This is a genomic window from Aurantivibrio infirmus (assembly GCF_054767315.1).
This window is the reverse complement of the sequence record NZ_BAAFSK010000002.1, coordinates 80,278-97,291: the sequence shown is the minus strand read 5'-3', so window position 1 is coordinate 97,291 and position 17,014 is coordinate 80,278. Positions and strand designations below refer to the sequence as shown.

Sequence of the window (17,014 nt, the reverse complement as noted above, 5' to 3'; positions counted from 1 at the left end):
TCTTCAATATAGCTATTGAACCCGTTTCACAACGAAGCAGGGCGCCAATAACCAAACTGCAACGATCCCCAAAAATACTGTAATACCAAATTGATGCAAAACCGGCGTAACACTTAAAGCTAAGAGTCCAAACGCTAACAGCGTTGTAATAGCTGCAAGTGTGACGGCGACCCAAGTATAAATATCCCGCCCACTCTCTCTTAGAAAAATACTTGCGTCTAAACCAATACCCAATATCAACAGCAAAGCCAAAAGATTAAATATATTTAACGATATACCAGCCAAGCTCAATATAGCCAAGGTACACAGACTGGCTATTGCGGGCGCAGCAACAACTCGCCAAACCTGTCGGCGATACCGCCACACCAAAACAAAAATGACAAGCAAATAGGCAAACACAATCCATTTTTGCAACTGAATCCGATAATGACTTAGGACACTGCTAATGGAGGCAACATTGTCCACGAATAGAAACGCAGAATCTAGTTGAGCGAGCTCTGATAACTGGGTAAGTACTGCTGTGTTGCGGATGCCTGAAAACAAAATTACGGAATGGAATTGCTGGTTATCTTCTCCCAACCACAAATGCCCCATCAACTCTCCCGCTGGACTCTCCAACCAGCGATTCACTGTAATCACTTCATTTGGTGTTTCAGCAAACTTTTCTCGCATCTCTCTCGCGAGATCCTTTGACCCTAATGCTTCTCCAAAAGAATCCAATAACGCTTCATTCGCATAAATTCCCCGCTCAACTAGCTGTCTATTTTGTTGTTGCTGGGCGATGGAAGGCACCTGCCTAGATATGGCTTGGTAACCAGAAATATCGCCCCGCCCCACCAAAGCATTGAGTTCAGAGTGCAGCAACTCTTCTTTCAACAACAGATCATCAATACTCGGCGCGGAAACGATAAAATATTGTCCGGGATTTAAAGCCGCGGTTAGTGTTTGCACTTGAATATCTTCTTCTAACATTGCGTCAGGCGAAGTCTGCAATCGGCGAACACTATCGTCAAATGTCACTTGGCTGACAAAAAACGCCGCGACCACAGTTAATAGCACAAGGAAAATTCCTGTCGTTCGACTTGCTATCGTTGGCCACCGACTTAGTAGATATTGCAAAACCTTGGAAAAACCCAAGCGCGCAATACTCACGGAAGCTTGTTTCCTAAATCGCAATCTTGGCATCCAGCAAACAACGGTAAGCCACGCTCCAAACAAACCTAATACTGAAAATGTTGCCATCTGGCGCAAGCCGGGAAAAGGAGAAATCCCTTGTGCGGCATAAGCCAAAACACTCGATACCAAACCCAAACTAATCCCAGGCATAATTTTATAAAGTGTTGATAATTTAACAGGATTTAATCCATCGGGATTTCTTGCGTTGTTCAACAAAAATTCTCTATCGGCACACAAATAATGTAGGGAATAGTCAATAGCCACCCCTACCAAGCCGGCACCGAAGGCCAAGGTTATCAAATGTAAATTTTCAAATAACATCAAGCAAGCTGCGAGTGAAAAAGTACACCCAATAAAGATTGGTAAAAAAGCCGCGATTAAAAAGCGAACACGATGAAAACAATAAAGCAGTAAAAGTGTTATACCTGCCAACGAACCAATACCGATTGTGGATATTTCCCGCTTCGCCTGATCGGCGCCATAGGCAGCATGAAACAATAGTCCCGACTCCAAAACTTGCGTACTAGAAGCCATTCCGACTTTTGCGCTCGCAACCGTCATAAGTACTTGTTGCTGATAAGTGAGATCGTAGGGGTTCTCTTTAAGCTCGACACGAATCATCCGATAAACGCGCTGCTCAAACTCTCTGGTTAACCAATTATTTTCCAAACCAAATGCGGTATTCGGAACGCTCTCTAACTGCCATTGAAAATGTAGCTGTAAAGGGTCATCCAATAAAGATTGACTTACCACACTCGCCATTGGGCTATACAACCTTGCCAGTGCTTGCTGCACCAATTGATTGTAATTAGCGTCATCGGAAATCAAAATTGCTTTTGATTTTTGATCAAGTAGGTTATAACGATAGGGAAAAAATGTTTGCTGTAGTAGCTTGGTTTGCTGTTGGTCAATTTTACCATTCACTTCAGAAAATAATTTACTTCTTGTTAACGCCGCTGAAAATTTTTCTGCGGCGTTAAGACTTTCTGTTCTATCTTCACTACTAACTAAAAAAATAAGTTGCCGACTCGCCAAGTCTGTCAAGCGTTGCTTCGCTAGGCGTTCAATCGAAGAGTTATTTTCTTCCGGTAACAAGGCAAGGACGCTGGTATCAAAGTGGCGGCCATTAACAAAGGTCAGCACTATCCAAACTAGACTCGCAATAACTATCGCCAACCAACCGACAGCCACCGGCCATCGGTTCAACATTACGATGAGGTAGTGCAGAGAAAACTTATTTCGATGTCGCAATACTGACATGTCGTACCGACTGATTTACGGAACTTCCAAAATATGTAGATTTTTTGGAATCGCCTTTTTATTAACGTTATATATCTGCTCGTTACCGAGAACTTAACTTTTCCAACGAGCCAAACAAAAACTGCAACTTCAATAACCACCAATTAACTAGAGCGACTTACATGAAAATTAATTGATCAAAAAAGTAATTTCGGTACGATCATCGTTGGATTCGAAAAGTGTCAAGCTTTTTAATTTTTCTGCGCCACTTACCTTAAGTGATGTAATCAACTGCTGAATAACTTCATCTTTTGGCGTCAGCGTTAGCTCCCAATTTTGTGAATCTACGCTACCGCTGATATCAAAAAATTCATTAAGCACTAACCAATCTCCTGAAAGCACGCCGGTCATAACGCGAGTAATACTGACGACCGCAGGTTGCATACCATCTATTTCCCACACGGTATTACCTTCAACATCCTGCCGAATACCCTGCTCATTGAAAACCAATCGACTAACAATCGGTGTTTGCGTACGCCAATCTAAACCAGTTGTTTTCCCGTAGCTAAACACACCTTTCGATAACAATGGATTCGGCAGCACGCTAATAAACTTTCTTTGCGAAAATTGCCCTTCAACATTTTCAGCAACGACCATGATTTTTTCTAGTTGAGAAAAAAGTTCGATCTTTGCCTCATCAAGATCAACAGACTTTTCAGAATTGGAAGCCTCATCAGTTTCAACATATTGGGCCAAGGCATTAGATACAAAGAAAAGAAAAAAACAAATTACCAATAAATTAATATTCGGAAATATATAATCTCGCCTCTTTCCAGTCATGCTATTTGACGCCTAATTTATCGAGCAATATATCCGGGGATTCTAAACACATCTCGTTAGAACTGAGATCAACAGCAACCTGAACGGTATGCGCCCGCGTTAAACGTTGACCTTGTTTATTGAATACTTCGTAATCGACCTTGAGACGGTTTTCCCATTCTACGATTTTTGCATTTACCTTTATCACTTCATTGAATCTCGCGGAACCCGGATAACGAATTCGCACATCAATAATTGGCCATGCGTAACCAGACTCTTTCATTTGTAAATAGTTGTAGTCAAGATCTTCAAATAAAGCACAGCGTGCAATTTCCAAATATTTGACATAATGACCATGCCAAACAATTGCCATCAAATCGACATCATGAAAGGGGACTAGAATCTCTGTACTCTTTTCTAAAACCTTAGACGACATTAAAACTATCCTTCGTACAAAGACAATGCTTGTCCCTGAATGTTTTCAATAAGCCTGCGTAATTCATCTTCAAGGGCGCGATCTTCATTCAGGAAATCACTTTCTATGCGAACCTCTTTAATTGTGTTGAGAATACTGTCGCTAAGATCGCTCTCCTTAATATCGCCCTGCCGGATACGCAATTCCACGCCCTGACAACTAGCAATAAGTACCGCCGCAGCAACCTGCTCGGTCAGCTGCAATATTCGCATACAATCCCGCGCAGCGATGGTTCCCATACTTACCTTGTCCTGGTTATGACACTCAGTTGAGCGAGAAAACACGCTCGCCGGCATGGTCATCTTTAAGGCTTCCGCCGCCCAAGCAGAGGTACCAATTTGCACCGCTTTAAAGCCATGATTAATCGCTTTTCGCTCACCTTCAGCACCGGATAAGTTTGCTGGCAGCCCGTGATTATATTTGGTGTCCATCATCAATGCCATTTGGCGATCGAGAAGATCCGCAATATTAGCAACGGTATTTTTTAGGGTATCCATAGCCAAAGCAATATGACCACCATAAAAATGGCCACCATGAAGGACGTGCTCACCTTCACCATCAATAATAGGATTATCGTTCGCGCTATTTAATTCGTTTTCAATAACTTGTCTCAACCAAGGTAAAGCGTCTGCCATCACACCAATGACGTGGGGTGCACAGCGCAAGGAATAGCGATCCTGTAGACGTTGAGAATTTCGAGTTGCTTCTCCCGCTTTCAAATCGCCGCGCAACCATTGCGCTATTTTTTGCTGACCGGGATGAGGCTTTACGCTAAATAATATTTCATTGAAATGACTTGGATTCCCGCTGGTAACCAAAGTCGCCATCGCTGTAATTCGAGTTGCGAGTTGTGATAGATAGTGCGCGCGATGAAAAGCCATGCAGGCGATGCCGGTCATCACCGCAGTACCATTCATAATTGCCAAACCTTCTTTGGGCCTAAGCACTAAAGGTTGAATATTTAGTTGCTTATACACATCCGCGGTATTTCGAATTTCATTTTCAAAATAAACTTTTCGCTCTCCACACAAAACTGCTGCGACATAAGACAAAGGCGTCAAATCACCACTCGCACCAACAGAACCCTCTTCGGGAATCAGCGGTATGATATTTTTCTCAAGCAAAGTTGCCAGTAACTTTAATAGCGCAATACTGACCCCAGAGAAACCTTGACACAGCGATGCGAGTCGCGCCGCTAATACAGCACGCCCGAGCTGAGGTGAAAGTATCTCGCCCAGGCCACAACCGTGAAACGTATAAAGATGTTTAGGCAACTCTTCGACAAGTTGCGAGGGAATGGAAACAGTACAAGAATCGCCATAGCCCGTCGTCACACCGTAAATAACGCCATCTTCCGCCAACAATCGATCAAGAAATTCACTCCCCCGCGCAATTGCCCTAGTAAATTCCTCGTCATCACTTAACTCTACCGATTGCTCAAGATTTGCGATTGCAACAATATCTTCAATCGATAAGGGGTCTTTGTTAAAGCTAATCATAGTATCTAACTCGTTATGGTTAATATTATTCGTTATTCAAGTTTTGATTTTCGCTCTGGATTATCCTGCCAGAAATCAAAAAAATTGTACCACTGTAATGGGTATTGTCTCGCGTAATAACCAAGTCGAGCAGCAAATTTTTGCGCCCATTCGGTAAGCAATCGATCTCTTTGTTTGCGAGGCAAACTAATTATTTCTGCAAAATGTTCAATAATAATTTTGTAACCAGGATTTTCGTTCACACAGAACAATAAAAATACCGGACACTTGAAAATTGACGCAAGTATATACGGCCCTTGCGGAAACACAGCCTCATCACCCAAAAAATTCACTGAACTTTGGCGGCCCCCGCCAATAGGCGCACGATCACCTGCGATCACGATAACCTCGCCTGCGTTAATTTTTTCGCTCAGCATCATTGCGGTTGAAGGCGACACTTCCGTCACTTGAATTAAATTGAGGCTACTCGTTTCATCTATGTCTTTTAGTAATTTATTAAATTTCTGCGCATGTTTTGTGTGCACTAAAATATTTAGCTTTACCCGCTTATGTGAATCCGCCATCACACGAGAAATTTCTTGATTGCCAAGGTGTGACGCGATAACTAAAGCACCCTTGCCTTCATCAACGGTCTTTAGAAACTCCTCGCGACCACTATAACTTACGGTGGCCAGATCCACCTTTCCGGCCCATACTGCCAACTTATCTAACATGCTATTCCCGAATTGCAGAAAATGGCGATAGCTTAGGCGGTTTAATGATTCTTTCTGGAATTTCTCTTCTAACTTTTGAACCCTAGACAGGAACTCTTTTGAAGAAAGTCGCGCAACCGGCTGCGTAAAATAATAGTAAGCAATGACGGGAAATAAGAATATGGAGAAAACGAAACGACCTAATATTCTGTATACGAAAAACATGAAGCGCATACCAAACACACTGGTAGTTTCCTCAATTTCAGACCATGTCTTCTTCATAACTATGGAGCTCCATTGCCACGCTTTGATGAAGTATCACGCCCGCTTAAATCGACTCCCTCTTGTGATCTAAATTTACGATGCAATATTTTAGGCAACCGAAAAAGCATGCCAAAAAAAAGCCGCGTGTGCATTTTTGTTATCCGCCAATTGTCAGCTAATGCGTTGAAATGCGAAACACCGTCGAGCGGATAATTAACCTTGGTAAAGAGGTTGATAACTTTACCGCCTCGCCAAACCCAGCGCACAATAATTTCCGTATCAAAATCCATTCGCGAGCCCACAGTTTCTTGCCTAACTAAGTTACATGTTTCAGCTAATGGGTATAAACGGAAACCACACATCGAGTCTTTTATTTTTAGAGACCAGGTATTTATATATACCCAAACGTGAGTGAGATAGCGGCCATACAATCTGATCTTAGGAATGTCGTCACCGTAAATAGGACAGCCGCAAATGACTGCTCGCTGATTATCAAAACCCAGATCAAGAAATTTTTGTATATCGCTAATCGTGTGCTGCCCATCTGCATCGATTTGCAGCGCATGACTATACGAGCGCTTTTCAGCTTCTAGAAAACCTTTTTTAACGGCCTCACCTTTACCTTGATTCTCCGGCATCTGAATAAGTGAAACCAATTCGTAGCGATTTGAGAGCGACTGCAATACTTTGCCGCATGAATTATCGCTACCATCATCAATCAATATGATATCGGTATCAAATTCTAGGGCGCCTTCGACGACCTGCACGATTGCATGCTCGTGATTAAAAACTGGAATTAAAATACAAGGTCGCCAACTGTCCACATCAACTTACCGATTCATTGATTCGATTAACGATACGGCCACTGGAATGCGCACCTACTTCAGAATGATAAGAAAAAGCGAGTTTGTTTTTTTCTCGATTAAACTCCAAATCAACCGTCACTAATTGCCCCGGTCGAATTACCTGTTGAAACTTGATCGCTTCAAGGTGTGAGAACTCACCAACGAATCCCAACATTGTCTCACCAAAGTATTTAGCCCACCGTATTTGCACAACGCCTGGCAATATTGCAGCCTGCTCAAAGTGGCCATCGAAAAAAATGAGATTCGGCTGAATTTCTATTTGCAAAGTAAGCTTCGCGCCTGCCAATTCTTGCGCGCGAACCAGAGGAAGTTCAGGCCTCGATTCTACTTTTTTCTCAACTTGCTTAGAAAATAAATCGAGTAAGTTTTGCTGCGTTATTTTACCTTGGCTATCACGAGGCAATTCACTCAAATAGCGCCAACGTCGGGGCACAACAGGCCGCTCAAACTGTTGTTGTAAATGATCCTGTAATGCTAAATTTACGACTCTCTTACCTTTTTCATTCAGCTCAGCCAAACCCTGGGCACTCAAAACAGCGACAACTCCCACTTCAGTTCGTTTTCCCGTAATAACTACAACGCGCGCCTGATCAATTAAATTATTGGCCAACAAAGCAGTCTCCATTTCAGTTAAGGAAACACGTTTGCCTTCAATTTTTGCAATACGATCAACTCGGCCAATGACTTTGAATTTATTCTTTTCTATAAGCTCTACTTTATCGCTCGTCACATACCACTCACTAATGCTTGGCAAATAAGGCGATTGTATTTGCAAGCATTGCGAATCTTCTTCAGTGCTAATTTGAATCCCAGGAAAGGTTCCCCATAAGGTATCTGATTCAAAAGCTTGTTGTCGCCAAGCGATACCGCCGGTTTCCGAGCTACCAAAAACTTCTATCGGTGTTAATTTTGTTTCAGCGGCAACGTGCAAACTAGAATCTCGCGGCAAGGGTGCGCCAGAACTAAAAATGCCTCGGCAATGACTAGTGACCCGTGACCAATCATTTTTTTCAGGTAAGCGGGTTAGATGGGTGGGGCTAGAGATTAATAAAAAGCTATCCCAATCGGCGGCACGATAATGTATATCTTCTAAAAACTCGCATACCTCCGCCTCAAAGCAGCGGCCAGCAGAAAGAGCCCAAAGGACTCTAAATAACAAACCGTAAATATGATGATGATTTACCGTTGCCAATGTTAGCGACTGCCCTGCCTGCGAACCCCACACTTTTTCTAAATTATTTACTTCGGCAATTAGTTGATGCAGGTATTTGGGAATAGCCTGAGGCTCACCGGTAGAACCAGAAGTAAAGACCTCCATCGCGAGCATTTTGCTATCGAGTTGAACGGCTTCGAAGGTTTGACTTTTCGAGCATAGATTTTTATCTGAACTCGGATCCAGGTCGATATCTTGTAAGCGTGTTTTTGAATTAAAAAGTGCTGAATCACTTTCAAACTCACCGATAAAACCATCGACTCTTTTTGCGAGGCTTTCAACAATAAGGGTCTGATTTGAACCTGGAACGCAAGCAACTTTTTCGCTCGCCCACAATGCAAATAAAATCGCTGAAAATTCTACCGCATCAGAATGATAAAGCGCCCACGTTTTACCCGAATGCGCTTGCAAAACGGTTTGCCAATTTAAAACTCGCTGCCGCCAATACTGCCAACTTAAGGTCTTGCCATTGCGCAAACCTTGGATTGCGTTTGCATCACGCTCAACAGCTAACAACTGGTCGAGTGAAAAATACTTATTCATCCTCTAATCTCATTATCCATAGTCTTACCAGCCATTCGATTGCGAAAACGCTCGCCATAATCACATAAGCTATAAAACCATTGTACAAAGCCCAAACTTCATCACTCGCCCATAAGCTAGTCGACAATGCAGCCAGAGCATTGAAAAAGAAAAACACACACCATACGATGGTGACTTTTCGCATGTATGCAATTGCTTGAGGCGGGAATTCAGAATTTCGTAGCCGTGCAAAACGCTCCACCATGGGTGGCGGCTGCTTTAAACTCCATGCAAATAACACTAAAAAGCTGAAGTTTACAAATACCGGGTAAAGTTTTAAACCGGCGTCAGAATTAGACAACCAAGTCCACAGCACTATAATCCCAAGCAAAGGCAACCATAACCAATGCTTGGTAGGCGAATGATCTAAGTTAAAAAGGCGCAAGGCTGCAACGAGCACCAACATAAAAACAACGATTCGAGCATCGAAGTATTGCAAACCAAAATAAACACCAACAGGATATAACAATGTCACCAAAACGATAGCGACACGTATAAATATTGACATTAAACGCCCATTAATTCGGCTACAGCATCAACAACGTCGCCAACTGTTCTTACGCTTTTGAAGTCTTCTGGCTTAATTTTTTTGCCACTTATTTTTTTTAATTCAACAACTAGATCAACCGCGTCGATACTATCGATATCAAGATCCGTATAGAGATTAGAATCAATCTTAATTCGCTCAGCCTCGATTTCAAATAAGTCAGTTAGAACTTCAACGATGCGCTTGAATATTTCTTCTTTATTATTCATATCTTCATCCACTAAGCATGAGCTTTAACGAGAGCAGCTAAACTATTTACGCTAGCAAAATGTTTTTTGGTTTCCGCGGAATCTGCTTCCAATTTAATGCCGTATTGTTTTTGTATTGCCAAGCCCAATTCCAACGCATCAATGGAATCTAAACCTAAACCCTCTAGAAACAAAGGCGCTTCACTATCAATATCCTCTACCGTTATATCTTCGAGGTCGAGGGCGTCGATAATGAGCTGTTTCAGATCTTTATCCAGGTCACTCATGACTTGCTAACTCCTGTGTAAAATAATTTCGTAAAAATTCTGTTAATCGTCGTGAAGCAATTGATGGATGCGGTTCATCTAAAAATTCTTCGATGGGTATTTTATCGCGAATATTCATCGTGAAATGAAACCGACGCGGTGGAATTCGATACCAGGGCATATTTTTGGTTAAGGTTGTTGGCTCACAAGTAATAACGACTGGTGTAATTGGCGCCTCGCAGCGCAAGGCAATATTTGCCGCACCTCTTTGTAGCTCCATAGGCTGCCCTGGCGTTGTTCGGGTACCTTCTGGAAATATTATTAAGCTATTACCACGCTCCAAAGAAGCAGCCGCAGCTTCCAAAATTTTTTCAGGATCGTCATTCGCTATATAGCCCGCTAAGCCAATTGAAAAACGAGTAAATAGATTCTGAGTTAAAGAGCTTTTAACAACACAATCGGCACGACGAATAAAAGCAATCAAAAACACAACATCAATAAGCGATGGATGATTAGCCAGAATAAGCTGGCCCGGCCGATTATATTCGGCTCGTCGATCTACACAATATGTCAGTATGCCTAAGCAACGCATGGTCTCAACGAAGCAGCGCATTATATAGTGAATATAAGCTTTTGCACGCCGCTCTCTCACCATTGGACCTCCGGGAAGAAGGTAGAGAATGGGCACGACGATAAAGGGCAGTAGAGAACCGCCAAGACCAAAAACCGTAAACGCAATTGCAGTCGCAATGATTCGCCAGAGCTTACTTAGCTTGCCTATCAGAGTATGAATACCACTTCGCAACATAAACGACTTACTTACCTATTGACCGTTTGACAAGCATCCATGCATGTCTTGCAGCGACGATCGTTACGGCCTCCTTATTGTTCGCTAGCAAAAAACGGATAAAACTTAAAACATGAGGCTCAGACATCGGTTTCGGAGCAGCACCAAGCGCCAACTTTTGCATTTGCATTTCCAACGCGACTTGCTGATCGGAAGAATCAACAGGATCACCCAAACCGATAACAAATGCCGCAGCATAAGAAAATGCCGGGCCAGTTAGAGTGTCACGATAAACGCCGGGTATCGGCGCATCGTAGAAAACACAAAGCGCTTCATCATATTCACTTTCTTGTAAGATTAAGGCCGCCTCTAGCAAAGCCTGGCAAATCCCATCATCACCGCAAGCCAACGCAGATATTGGTGCGGTATCTTTGCGGGCGATGGAGAATACGCCTCCAATTGCATTGTGAACGGACAGACTGAAATGAGTCGGGGAAAGATCTTCACCTTTAGCTAGGTCTCTCAACATGTCGACGGTGCGCGAAAGCTCTCCGTGTCGACTGCAGAATATGCTGGGAATCAATTGCCCGTCGCTCAACAAGGGCCAAGCTACCGAAGCCGCCATCTTACCCAAGGGACTTAAGCGTCGGCGCAGCATGGGAGGAATTTGATCGACGGAAGGTTTTGCTGAGACAACACTTTCTTGAGCGTTTTCTTTGGTGAGCCCAGAATCTTGCCTATCGCCAGACCGATCTGGGCGTTGGCTCCAAGCTACCCACGCTTGCCTATCTTGAGCTTCTGGCATCCAGGCCGCCCAACGTTTAATTGTTAACTGAATCTTGCCCACACTTCCCCAACTTTCTAAATGACAGTCACTAAGATACCAATTTCGATTAATTTTTGAACAGCCGTCTCTGGGTATTTCATGTTTCTTTTATTTACTTATTATCACGCGCTCTATTAAAAGCGAGGCTACATTGTAGCGACGGGCCGCATCATAGCAAGAAATGAACGAATATCACCTGGCTCTTACGCTTACGGCTTGGGAGATCAGTTACGTTAAGTTAACATTGTTAAATAATTCGTAACCATAACAATAACAGCAGAGAATCATTCTTAACCATAACGAGCTTGAACTACGGGGCCTGAATATAAGATCATTCGGGCTTATTGTTCTTTTGCCTTAACTAAACCCCAATTTATAGCGATGTATTTGAGCCGAGAATAATACCTGTTCTCGCCAATAGGAGTTCCGATGCACAAGGCCCTACTCATTTCTTTCACTTTGCTGCTAGTGGGCGCATGCAGTTCAGATAACTCAACTAAGGCCGCAACTCCCTATAAGCCCAGTGCCGACATTGAACAATTGATGTACAGAGTTCTCGACCCTGGCGCAGATATGATTTGGTTAAATTCTGGCTGGGTGATCGACAAAGACGGCGAGCGAGAGCTTTTTCCTGAAACGGATGCGGAATGGCAGGTTGTTATTAATGGCGCCACTATCGTTGCTGAAGCAGGAAATCTTTTGATGATGCCAGGTCGTGTGGACGGAGCTGACGGTCGCGATGAAAGTTGGCTCGTTTATTCGCAAGCCATTATCGATACGGGCAACCAATTGATTGCCGCTGCAGAAGCCCACGATGAACAAGCGATCTTTGATCTCGGTGGGCAGCTGTATAACGTCTGCAGAGCTTGCCATCTTAAATTTATTGATATGGCAGAAGTTGATTGATGCTTTTTCAAAAAAAACGCGCACTCGCGATAACGTTTGGCATTCTTTCCGCCTGCCTATCTTTTTCCCTGTGGTCCCACAATATATCTGAAAGCAATGCGCAATTCGTTGAAGGCGTAGAGGGAGCGGCCATTGCTCCTTTTATGTATTTAGGCGCAAAACATATGGTTACCGGCTACGACCACTTACTATTTCTAGTCGGCGTGATCTTTTTTTTATTTCGCTTAAAAGACGTCGTACTCTACGTTTCGCTTTTTACGCTTGGGCACAGCATTACCTTATTAGGGGGCGTACTAGGCGGCTTACAGGTCAATGCGTATTTAATTGATGCCATCATTGGCTTTTCGATTGTGTATAAAGCTTTTGAAAATATGGGCGGGTTTGAAAAAGTATTTCATTTTCAGCCCAACACTAAAATAGCTGTGTTATTTTTTGGCTTATTTCATGGCTTAGGTTTAGCGACAAAACTACAAGATTTTTCAATTGCCAAAGACGGATTAATCACCAACATCATAAGCTTTAATATCGGCGTCGAGATCGGACAAATTATCGCCCTCTCTTTTATTCTGATTTTATTCTGGCGATGGCGGCAAATGGCCAGTTTTAATAAACACGCTTTTTTAGCGAATTCCCTACTCATGACCGGTGGATTTTTACTGGCAGGTTATCAACTCACGGGTTATTTCGCATAACGGTTCACTTAAACTGTAAAAGCAAAAAAGAAAGACTCTACTTATGCAAGCAAACAATAAAAGCTCAGCGAAAAATATACTTATTGCCACTGGCGCTGCACTGATCGTAGCCTGCGCATTGCTATTTATCGCAATTTTACCGGCAGAATTTAACATCGATCCGCTTGGCACGGGAAAGCTACTTGGCATCACCGGCATGTCTCAAGATGAACAGACTGTGGGCGCACTCAATCGGCAAGATGGGGAGTTTTTCCAAGATACCTATACCGTCACTTTGGCAGCATTTGAATCACTAGAATATAAATATCGATTGGACGAAGGGGCGACGATGTTGTTTAAGTGGGAGAGTACCGGCGGTGAGGTCTTTTTCGATATGCACTCAGAGAAAGATGGTGTATCCCCTGAAGAATATTCACCTTCATTTGATCAGCGTCAAAGCGCGAAGGAATATGGCTCGTATACTGCCCCATTCTCGGGTATTCATGGCTGGTATTGGGAAAATAGAAATACTTCAACAATAACCATCACACTAAACGCAACAGGGTTTTTTCCTCAAGTCACTGAATTTAGAGACGGTTTTGAAAACGAGCGCGACTTCAAATAAATTAAAAAAATAAACATCCGAAAAACCGATAACTTCAACATTAGAATGTAAAAGTTATTAACTATCTTTGATTACAATAAATAACGTATAAAACACCAGCGATTCGCTGGTCCTCTAAATAGGAGAAGACACCCGGTGTTAAACGAAGCCTTATTAAATTTCTCGCAATGGTTATCAGGCCAGGAATTTAGCCAATCTATAATTAGCTCCCTATATCTGTGGAATTGGCTGGAGTCCACACACGTTCTCACCCTGATGATTTCATTGGGAATGTTGTTCATGATTGATTTACGCATGCTGGGTTGGTCGATGACAAATATTCCAGCCTCAACAATTGCTGCTCGCTTAAATATGCCAATGATGATTGGGTTCATCGTAATGATCATCACGGGTTTACTTCTCTACTACGCGAATGCTTTACATGAAACACAAAGCATTTGGTTTAGATTGAAGATGGTATTGCTAGTCTTAGCAGCCATCAATGCTTGGCTGTTTCATCGTGCAATGAATAAGTCTGTCGATACGTGGGATAGCGACCCGATACCACCAAAAAGAATCAGAGTCGGCGCGGGCCTGTCTTTAATTTTGTGGATGTTAGTGGTTTTTGCCGGCAGAGCAATGGCCTACAACTGGTTTGACTGCGATATCGAGCAAGGCGCATTTATTAATTGGGCAGTAGGTTGCTCGATCGGGAAGTAGAATTACAAGATTTATTCAGGCTTTTCTTATCAGACCTGAAGAAAGAATTGATTACATAACATTTTATTTTGAATTTTAATTGCAGGAGTTCCCAATGGAGCTGTTACCGTTTTTCGAATGGCTAGAATCGTCACTCTTAGGCCAAGCATCTAAATCCTATGATGGGGTTTACGTTATTTTTCAAACCTTTCACTTACTCTCATTAGCGTTAATTGGCGGCACCGTACTCGCTACTGACTTACGTTTGTTAAATGTGATCATGCGCGATGTACCAACAAATGTTGTCGCTGAGGGCGCCCACAAGTGGTTTAAATGGGGCCTAGGTGTCGTTATCTTTACCGGGATTTTTATGCTGGCTGGTGTAGCTATTAAATGTTATACAAAAGAGTCCTTTTGGGTGAAGATGATCGCACTCTTAACCGGCATCCTGTTTGTTTTCTTAATTAAAAAACCTCTGCTCAATAGAGATTTAACACAAGTCAATCCTTGGACATTGAAACTAATCGCGATTGCCTCAATTATGACTTGGTTTACGGTTGCCGCTGCGGGTCGCTGGATCGGATTTTCCTAATAGACTTGGCAAATAGATTTAAAAGTAACTGCAGAACCGGCAAAAAATAATAATAAGCCTATTTGTGATTAACTCATCAGAAATATGACTAAAGAAGATTAAAGCAAAGAGAAATTTAATTATGTCTGAAGATAAAAAACTCGATAAACAGCAAGTGATAGCCTTAACTCTATCTGCCACGATACTTGGAGCAGCCTTAATTTATTGGGGAACTCAAATCTATATTGTCGGCACAGGATTAATTGAATACCACTTCGGTTAGACGCTGCTGCACCTAAGATCGAATCAAGCTTATGATAGTTTACGAGCTTAAAACTATCAGAGAAATTCATATCTAGAACAAACAAGTAATTTAAGAAGTTATTCGGTCCAACGAACAATATCCAACAACTTTTTTCTCGACATTAATAAAACGACAGACATAAAAAAACCTCAGGTGTTGCCCGAGGTTTTTTTATGTCTGTCGTTCTTAAAAGGGGCCGAACTAAATTATCCGGCACCTAAAGAAGCAGCTTCTTATCTTTCAGTTGGATCAGAACCGTCACTTGGTGCACCAGTACCTGAAGAACCCATGAAGACTTTCTCGCCATTCGACAATGTGATGTCGCGGCCATTTGCCTTACATTTCGGCTCACACACTTTGTCTTTGCTCTGGTAACCACGAACAATTACATCGGTTCCAATAGGGAGTGACTTACGAGTTACGCCGGCACGATATAGAGTATTTGGCGTTCCACCTTCAACCATCCACTCCTCGACACTGCCGTCATCATTCTTAACATCGACATGAATCCAAGAATGAGGGTTAATTAACTCAACCTTCGATACTTGCCCTTTTAAAAGAACCGGTGAATCGGCGTCAAACTCAGCCGCAAACGCGTGGTGAGCATTAACCTGACTCATGTTCAGCATAAACGTCATGATAAGCGCTGCTAGTGCTGCTAATCTAATTTTCATAATCCTATCCTCACTGTGTAAAACTTAGTCTATCGTATGTCGATTGTTTTTTTGTTGTCTGGTATTTCTCTCTTCCCTGAGCTAAAAGTTTGCTTCCCAATACGGCATTGCAAACCCATCGGTGTTATTTGGAGCCTAGCGGAACCTCTTTCGCTGGACCCCAATCATCAAGCTTATTCCAATGGCTCTTTACGTAAATGGCCGTACATGAGCTCTTCGACAAACTCTACGCATTTAAATTGCTGTAATTGCGCATCTTTACCCGTCATCTTGTATATCGGATAAGCAATTTTCCACGGCTTAGTGAATAGAGACTCATCTTCGATGGTCGCTTCATAAGCAATCGTGTTTGGCCCTGTTAGGGTGTAGCGCTCGGTAACTTTCGCATCGTAGGTCAAATAGTTACCCGCACGATCTAACCATGCTTGACCATTTAAACCGCTTACTTCGATGACCAAAGTATCCCCTTCCCAACGCGCCCAGGAATTACCCATCCAAGACTCAATACCGGTTTCACCCGGATCTTCCAACAGTATGTTACGTACAGCGCCTGCATATTCATAGGCAAAGAACAAAGCATCGTCATTGTGGAAAATTTGGAATGCGTAAGGCATGTAATTCGCACGAGGCACGCCTGGCAAATAGCATTTAATTTCTGGGTCCGCCGTCAGCCAATTCTCGCGATTAGCATCACGCTGCTTGAGCGCTTCTGGCTTATAAGGAATTTTGCCATCAACAACAATGCCTAAGCTTGCTGGCACAGAACCAACCGCACCCAGAGCAACAACCGGCTTAGCGGGAACAGGAACAAATGGCCCCTCACGCATTGCCATAGCTGCTTGCGCAGAATGTGGCTCAATATTGAAATTATGGCGCCCCATACTCTGCCAAACGCCATTGAAATCAGGTTTGCCCCCAGCCGTTCTCGGTGGCTCATAGCCCTCCACCTGAGCAAAAGTCGAAGTTGCCGACACTAGGCAAGCGGAAATTAAAGTCGCGAAAAGGAATCCCTTACGGAAACATTGGTTAACCATATGCTTTCTCTCTCTGGTAATAAACCTTCTGGTATAGATCGTTTATTATGATGTTTATTAATACATTATTGAATTTGGGTTGTATCTGCTCTACATCAAGCACGCGACTAAA

At 42.9% G+C, this 17,014-nt stretch carries 20 protein-coding genes; 6 read left to right on the top strand and 14 right to left on the bottom strand.

The window, feature by feature from the left end; genetic code table 11:
- Positions 1-12 precede the first annotated feature (12 nt).
- The 12 genes from ACYUCY_RS04140 to ACYUCY_RS04085 all read right to left on the bottom strand — a co-directional run bounded on the left by ACYUCY_RS04140 (position 13) and on the right by ACYUCY_RS04085 (position 11,460).
- Positions 13-2,436 carry an MMPL family transporter gene (locus ACYUCY_RS04140; RefSeq protein ID WP_460225201.1) on the bottom strand — a complete coding sequence of 808 codons (2,424 nt, stop codon included), beginning with the start codon at positions 2,434-2,436 and terminating at the stop codon, positions 13-15.
- 168 nt (positions 2,437-2,604) lie between these two features.
- Positions 2,605-3,255: an outer membrane lipoprotein carrier protein LolA gene (locus ACYUCY_RS04135; protein WP_460225200.1), complete on the bottom strand. Its 651-nt coding sequence runs from the start codon at positions 3,253-3,255 to the stop codon at positions 2,605-2,607.
- Position 3,256: 1 nt separating this feature from the next.
- Entirely contained in the window at positions 3,257-3,670 is a 414-nt protein-coding gene (locus ACYUCY_RS04130) for an acyl-CoA thioesterase (protein ID WP_460225199.1), read from the bottom strand.
- 5 nt (positions 3,671-3,675) lie between these two features.
- Positions 3,676-5,208, bottom strand: coding sequence for an HAL/PAL/TAL family ammonia-lyase (locus ACYUCY_RS04125; protein WP_460225198.1), 1,533 nt, complete (start codon positions 5,206-5,208; stop codon positions 3,676-3,678).
- Positions 5,209-5,240: 32 nt separating this feature from the next.
- Positions 5,241-6,182 carry an LpxL/LpxP family acyltransferase gene (locus ACYUCY_RS04120; protein ID WP_460225197.1) on the bottom strand — a complete coding sequence of 314 codons (942 nt, stop codon included), beginning with the start codon at positions 6,180-6,182 and terminating at the stop codon, positions 5,241-5,243.
- A gap of 2 nt (positions 6,183-6,184) precedes the next feature.
- Positions 6,185-6,988 (bottom strand): glycosyltransferase family 2 protein, encoded by an 804-nt coding sequence (locus ACYUCY_RS04115; protein ID WP_460225196.1) that lies wholly within the window; start codon positions 6,986-6,988, stop codon positions 6,185-6,187.
- 1 nt (position 6,989) lies between these two features.
- Entirely contained in the window at positions 6,990-8,786 is a 1,797-nt protein-coding gene (locus ACYUCY_RS04110) for an ApeI family dehydratase (protein WP_460225195.1), read from the bottom strand.
- Positions 8,779-9,333: a COG4648 family protein gene (locus ACYUCY_RS04105; protein WP_460225194.1), complete on the bottom strand. Its 555-nt coding sequence runs from the start codon at positions 9,331-9,333 to the stop codon at positions 8,779-8,781. The genes ACYUCY_RS04110 and ACYUCY_RS04105 overlap by 8 nt, the downstream gene beginning before the upstream one ends.
- Positions 9,333-9,581, bottom strand: coding sequence for an acyl carrier protein (locus ACYUCY_RS04100; protein WP_460225193.1), 249 nt, complete (start codon positions 9,579-9,581; stop codon positions 9,333-9,335). The genes ACYUCY_RS04105 and ACYUCY_RS04100 overlap by 1 nt, the downstream gene beginning before the upstream one ends.
- A gap of 11 nt (positions 9,582-9,592) precedes the next feature.
- The gene (locus ACYUCY_RS04095) at positions 9,593-9,847 is read right to left on the bottom strand and encodes a phosphopantetheine-binding protein (RefSeq protein ID WP_460225192.1); all 255 of its coding nucleotides are present in this window, start codon (positions 9,845-9,847) and stop codon (positions 9,593-9,595) included.
- A complete protein-coding gene (locus ACYUCY_RS04090) occupies positions 9,840-10,634 on the bottom strand; it encodes a lysophospholipid acyltransferase family protein (protein ID WP_460225191.1) in 795 nt (264 codons plus the stop codon). The genes ACYUCY_RS04095 and ACYUCY_RS04090 overlap by 8 nt, the downstream gene beginning before the upstream one ends.
- Before the next feature lie 7 nt (positions 10,635-10,641).
- Positions 10,642-11,460, bottom strand: a complete 819-nt coding sequence (locus ACYUCY_RS04085) for a beta-ketoacyl synthase chain length factor (protein WP_460225190.1) — start codon at positions 11,458-11,460, stop codon at positions 10,642-10,644.
- Between the two features lie 408 nt (positions 11,461-11,868).
- On the opposite strand from ACYUCY_RS04085, the gene ACYUCY_RS04080 reads away from it, so the two are divergent.
- From ACYUCY_RS04080 to ACYUCY_RS04055, 6 genes are all read left to right on the top strand, one after another.
- Positions 11,869-12,345, top strand: coding sequence for a hypothetical protein (locus tag ACYUCY_RS04080; RefSeq protein WP_460225189.1), 477 nt, complete (start codon positions 11,869-11,871; stop codon positions 12,343-12,345).
- The gene (locus ACYUCY_RS04075; protein WP_460225188.1) at positions 12,345-13,037 is read left to right on the top strand and encodes a HupE/UreJ family protein; all 693 of its coding nucleotides are present in this window, start codon (positions 12,345-12,347) and stop codon (positions 13,035-13,037) included. Before ACYUCY_RS04080 ends, ACYUCY_RS04075 begins: the two co-directional genes overlap by 1 nt.
- Positions 13,038-13,080: 43 nt before the next feature.
- Positions 13,081-13,641 carry a hypothetical protein gene (locus ACYUCY_RS04070; RefSeq protein ID WP_460225187.1) on the top strand — a complete coding sequence of 187 codons (561 nt, stop codon included), beginning with the start codon at positions 13,081-13,083 and terminating at the stop codon, positions 13,639-13,641.
- A 279-nt stretch (positions 13,642-13,920) separates the two neighbouring features.
- A complete protein-coding gene (locus tag ACYUCY_RS04065; protein WP_460225186.1) occupies positions 13,921-14,340 on the top strand; it encodes a hypothetical protein in 420 nt (139 codons plus the stop codon).
- A 94-nt stretch (positions 14,341-14,434) separates the two neighbouring features.
- Entirely contained in the window at positions 14,435-14,911 is a 477-nt protein-coding gene (locus ACYUCY_RS04060; RefSeq protein WP_460225185.1) for a DUF6644 family protein, read from the top strand.
- Positions 14,912-15,032: 121 nt separating this feature from the next.
- Positions 15,033-15,173 carry a hypothetical protein gene (locus ACYUCY_RS04055; RefSeq protein ID WP_460225184.1) on the top strand — a complete coding sequence of 47 codons (141 nt, stop codon included), beginning with the start codon at positions 15,033-15,035 and terminating at the stop codon, positions 15,171-15,173.
- 254 nt (positions 15,174-15,427) lie between these two features.
- Here ACYUCY_RS04055 and ACYUCY_RS04050 read toward each other — a convergent pair whose 3' ends face one another.
- Entirely contained in the window at positions 15,428-15,868 is a 441-nt protein-coding gene (locus tag ACYUCY_RS04050; protein ID WP_460225183.1) for a DUF6152 family protein, read from the bottom strand.
- Positions 15,869-16,041: 173 nt separating this feature from the next.
- Positions 16,042-16,902 carry a hypothetical protein gene (locus ACYUCY_RS04045; RefSeq protein ID WP_460225182.1) on the bottom strand — a complete coding sequence of 287 codons (861 nt, stop codon included), beginning with the start codon at positions 16,900-16,902 and terminating at the stop codon, positions 16,042-16,044.
- Positions 16,903-17,014: the final 112 nt, after the last annotated feature.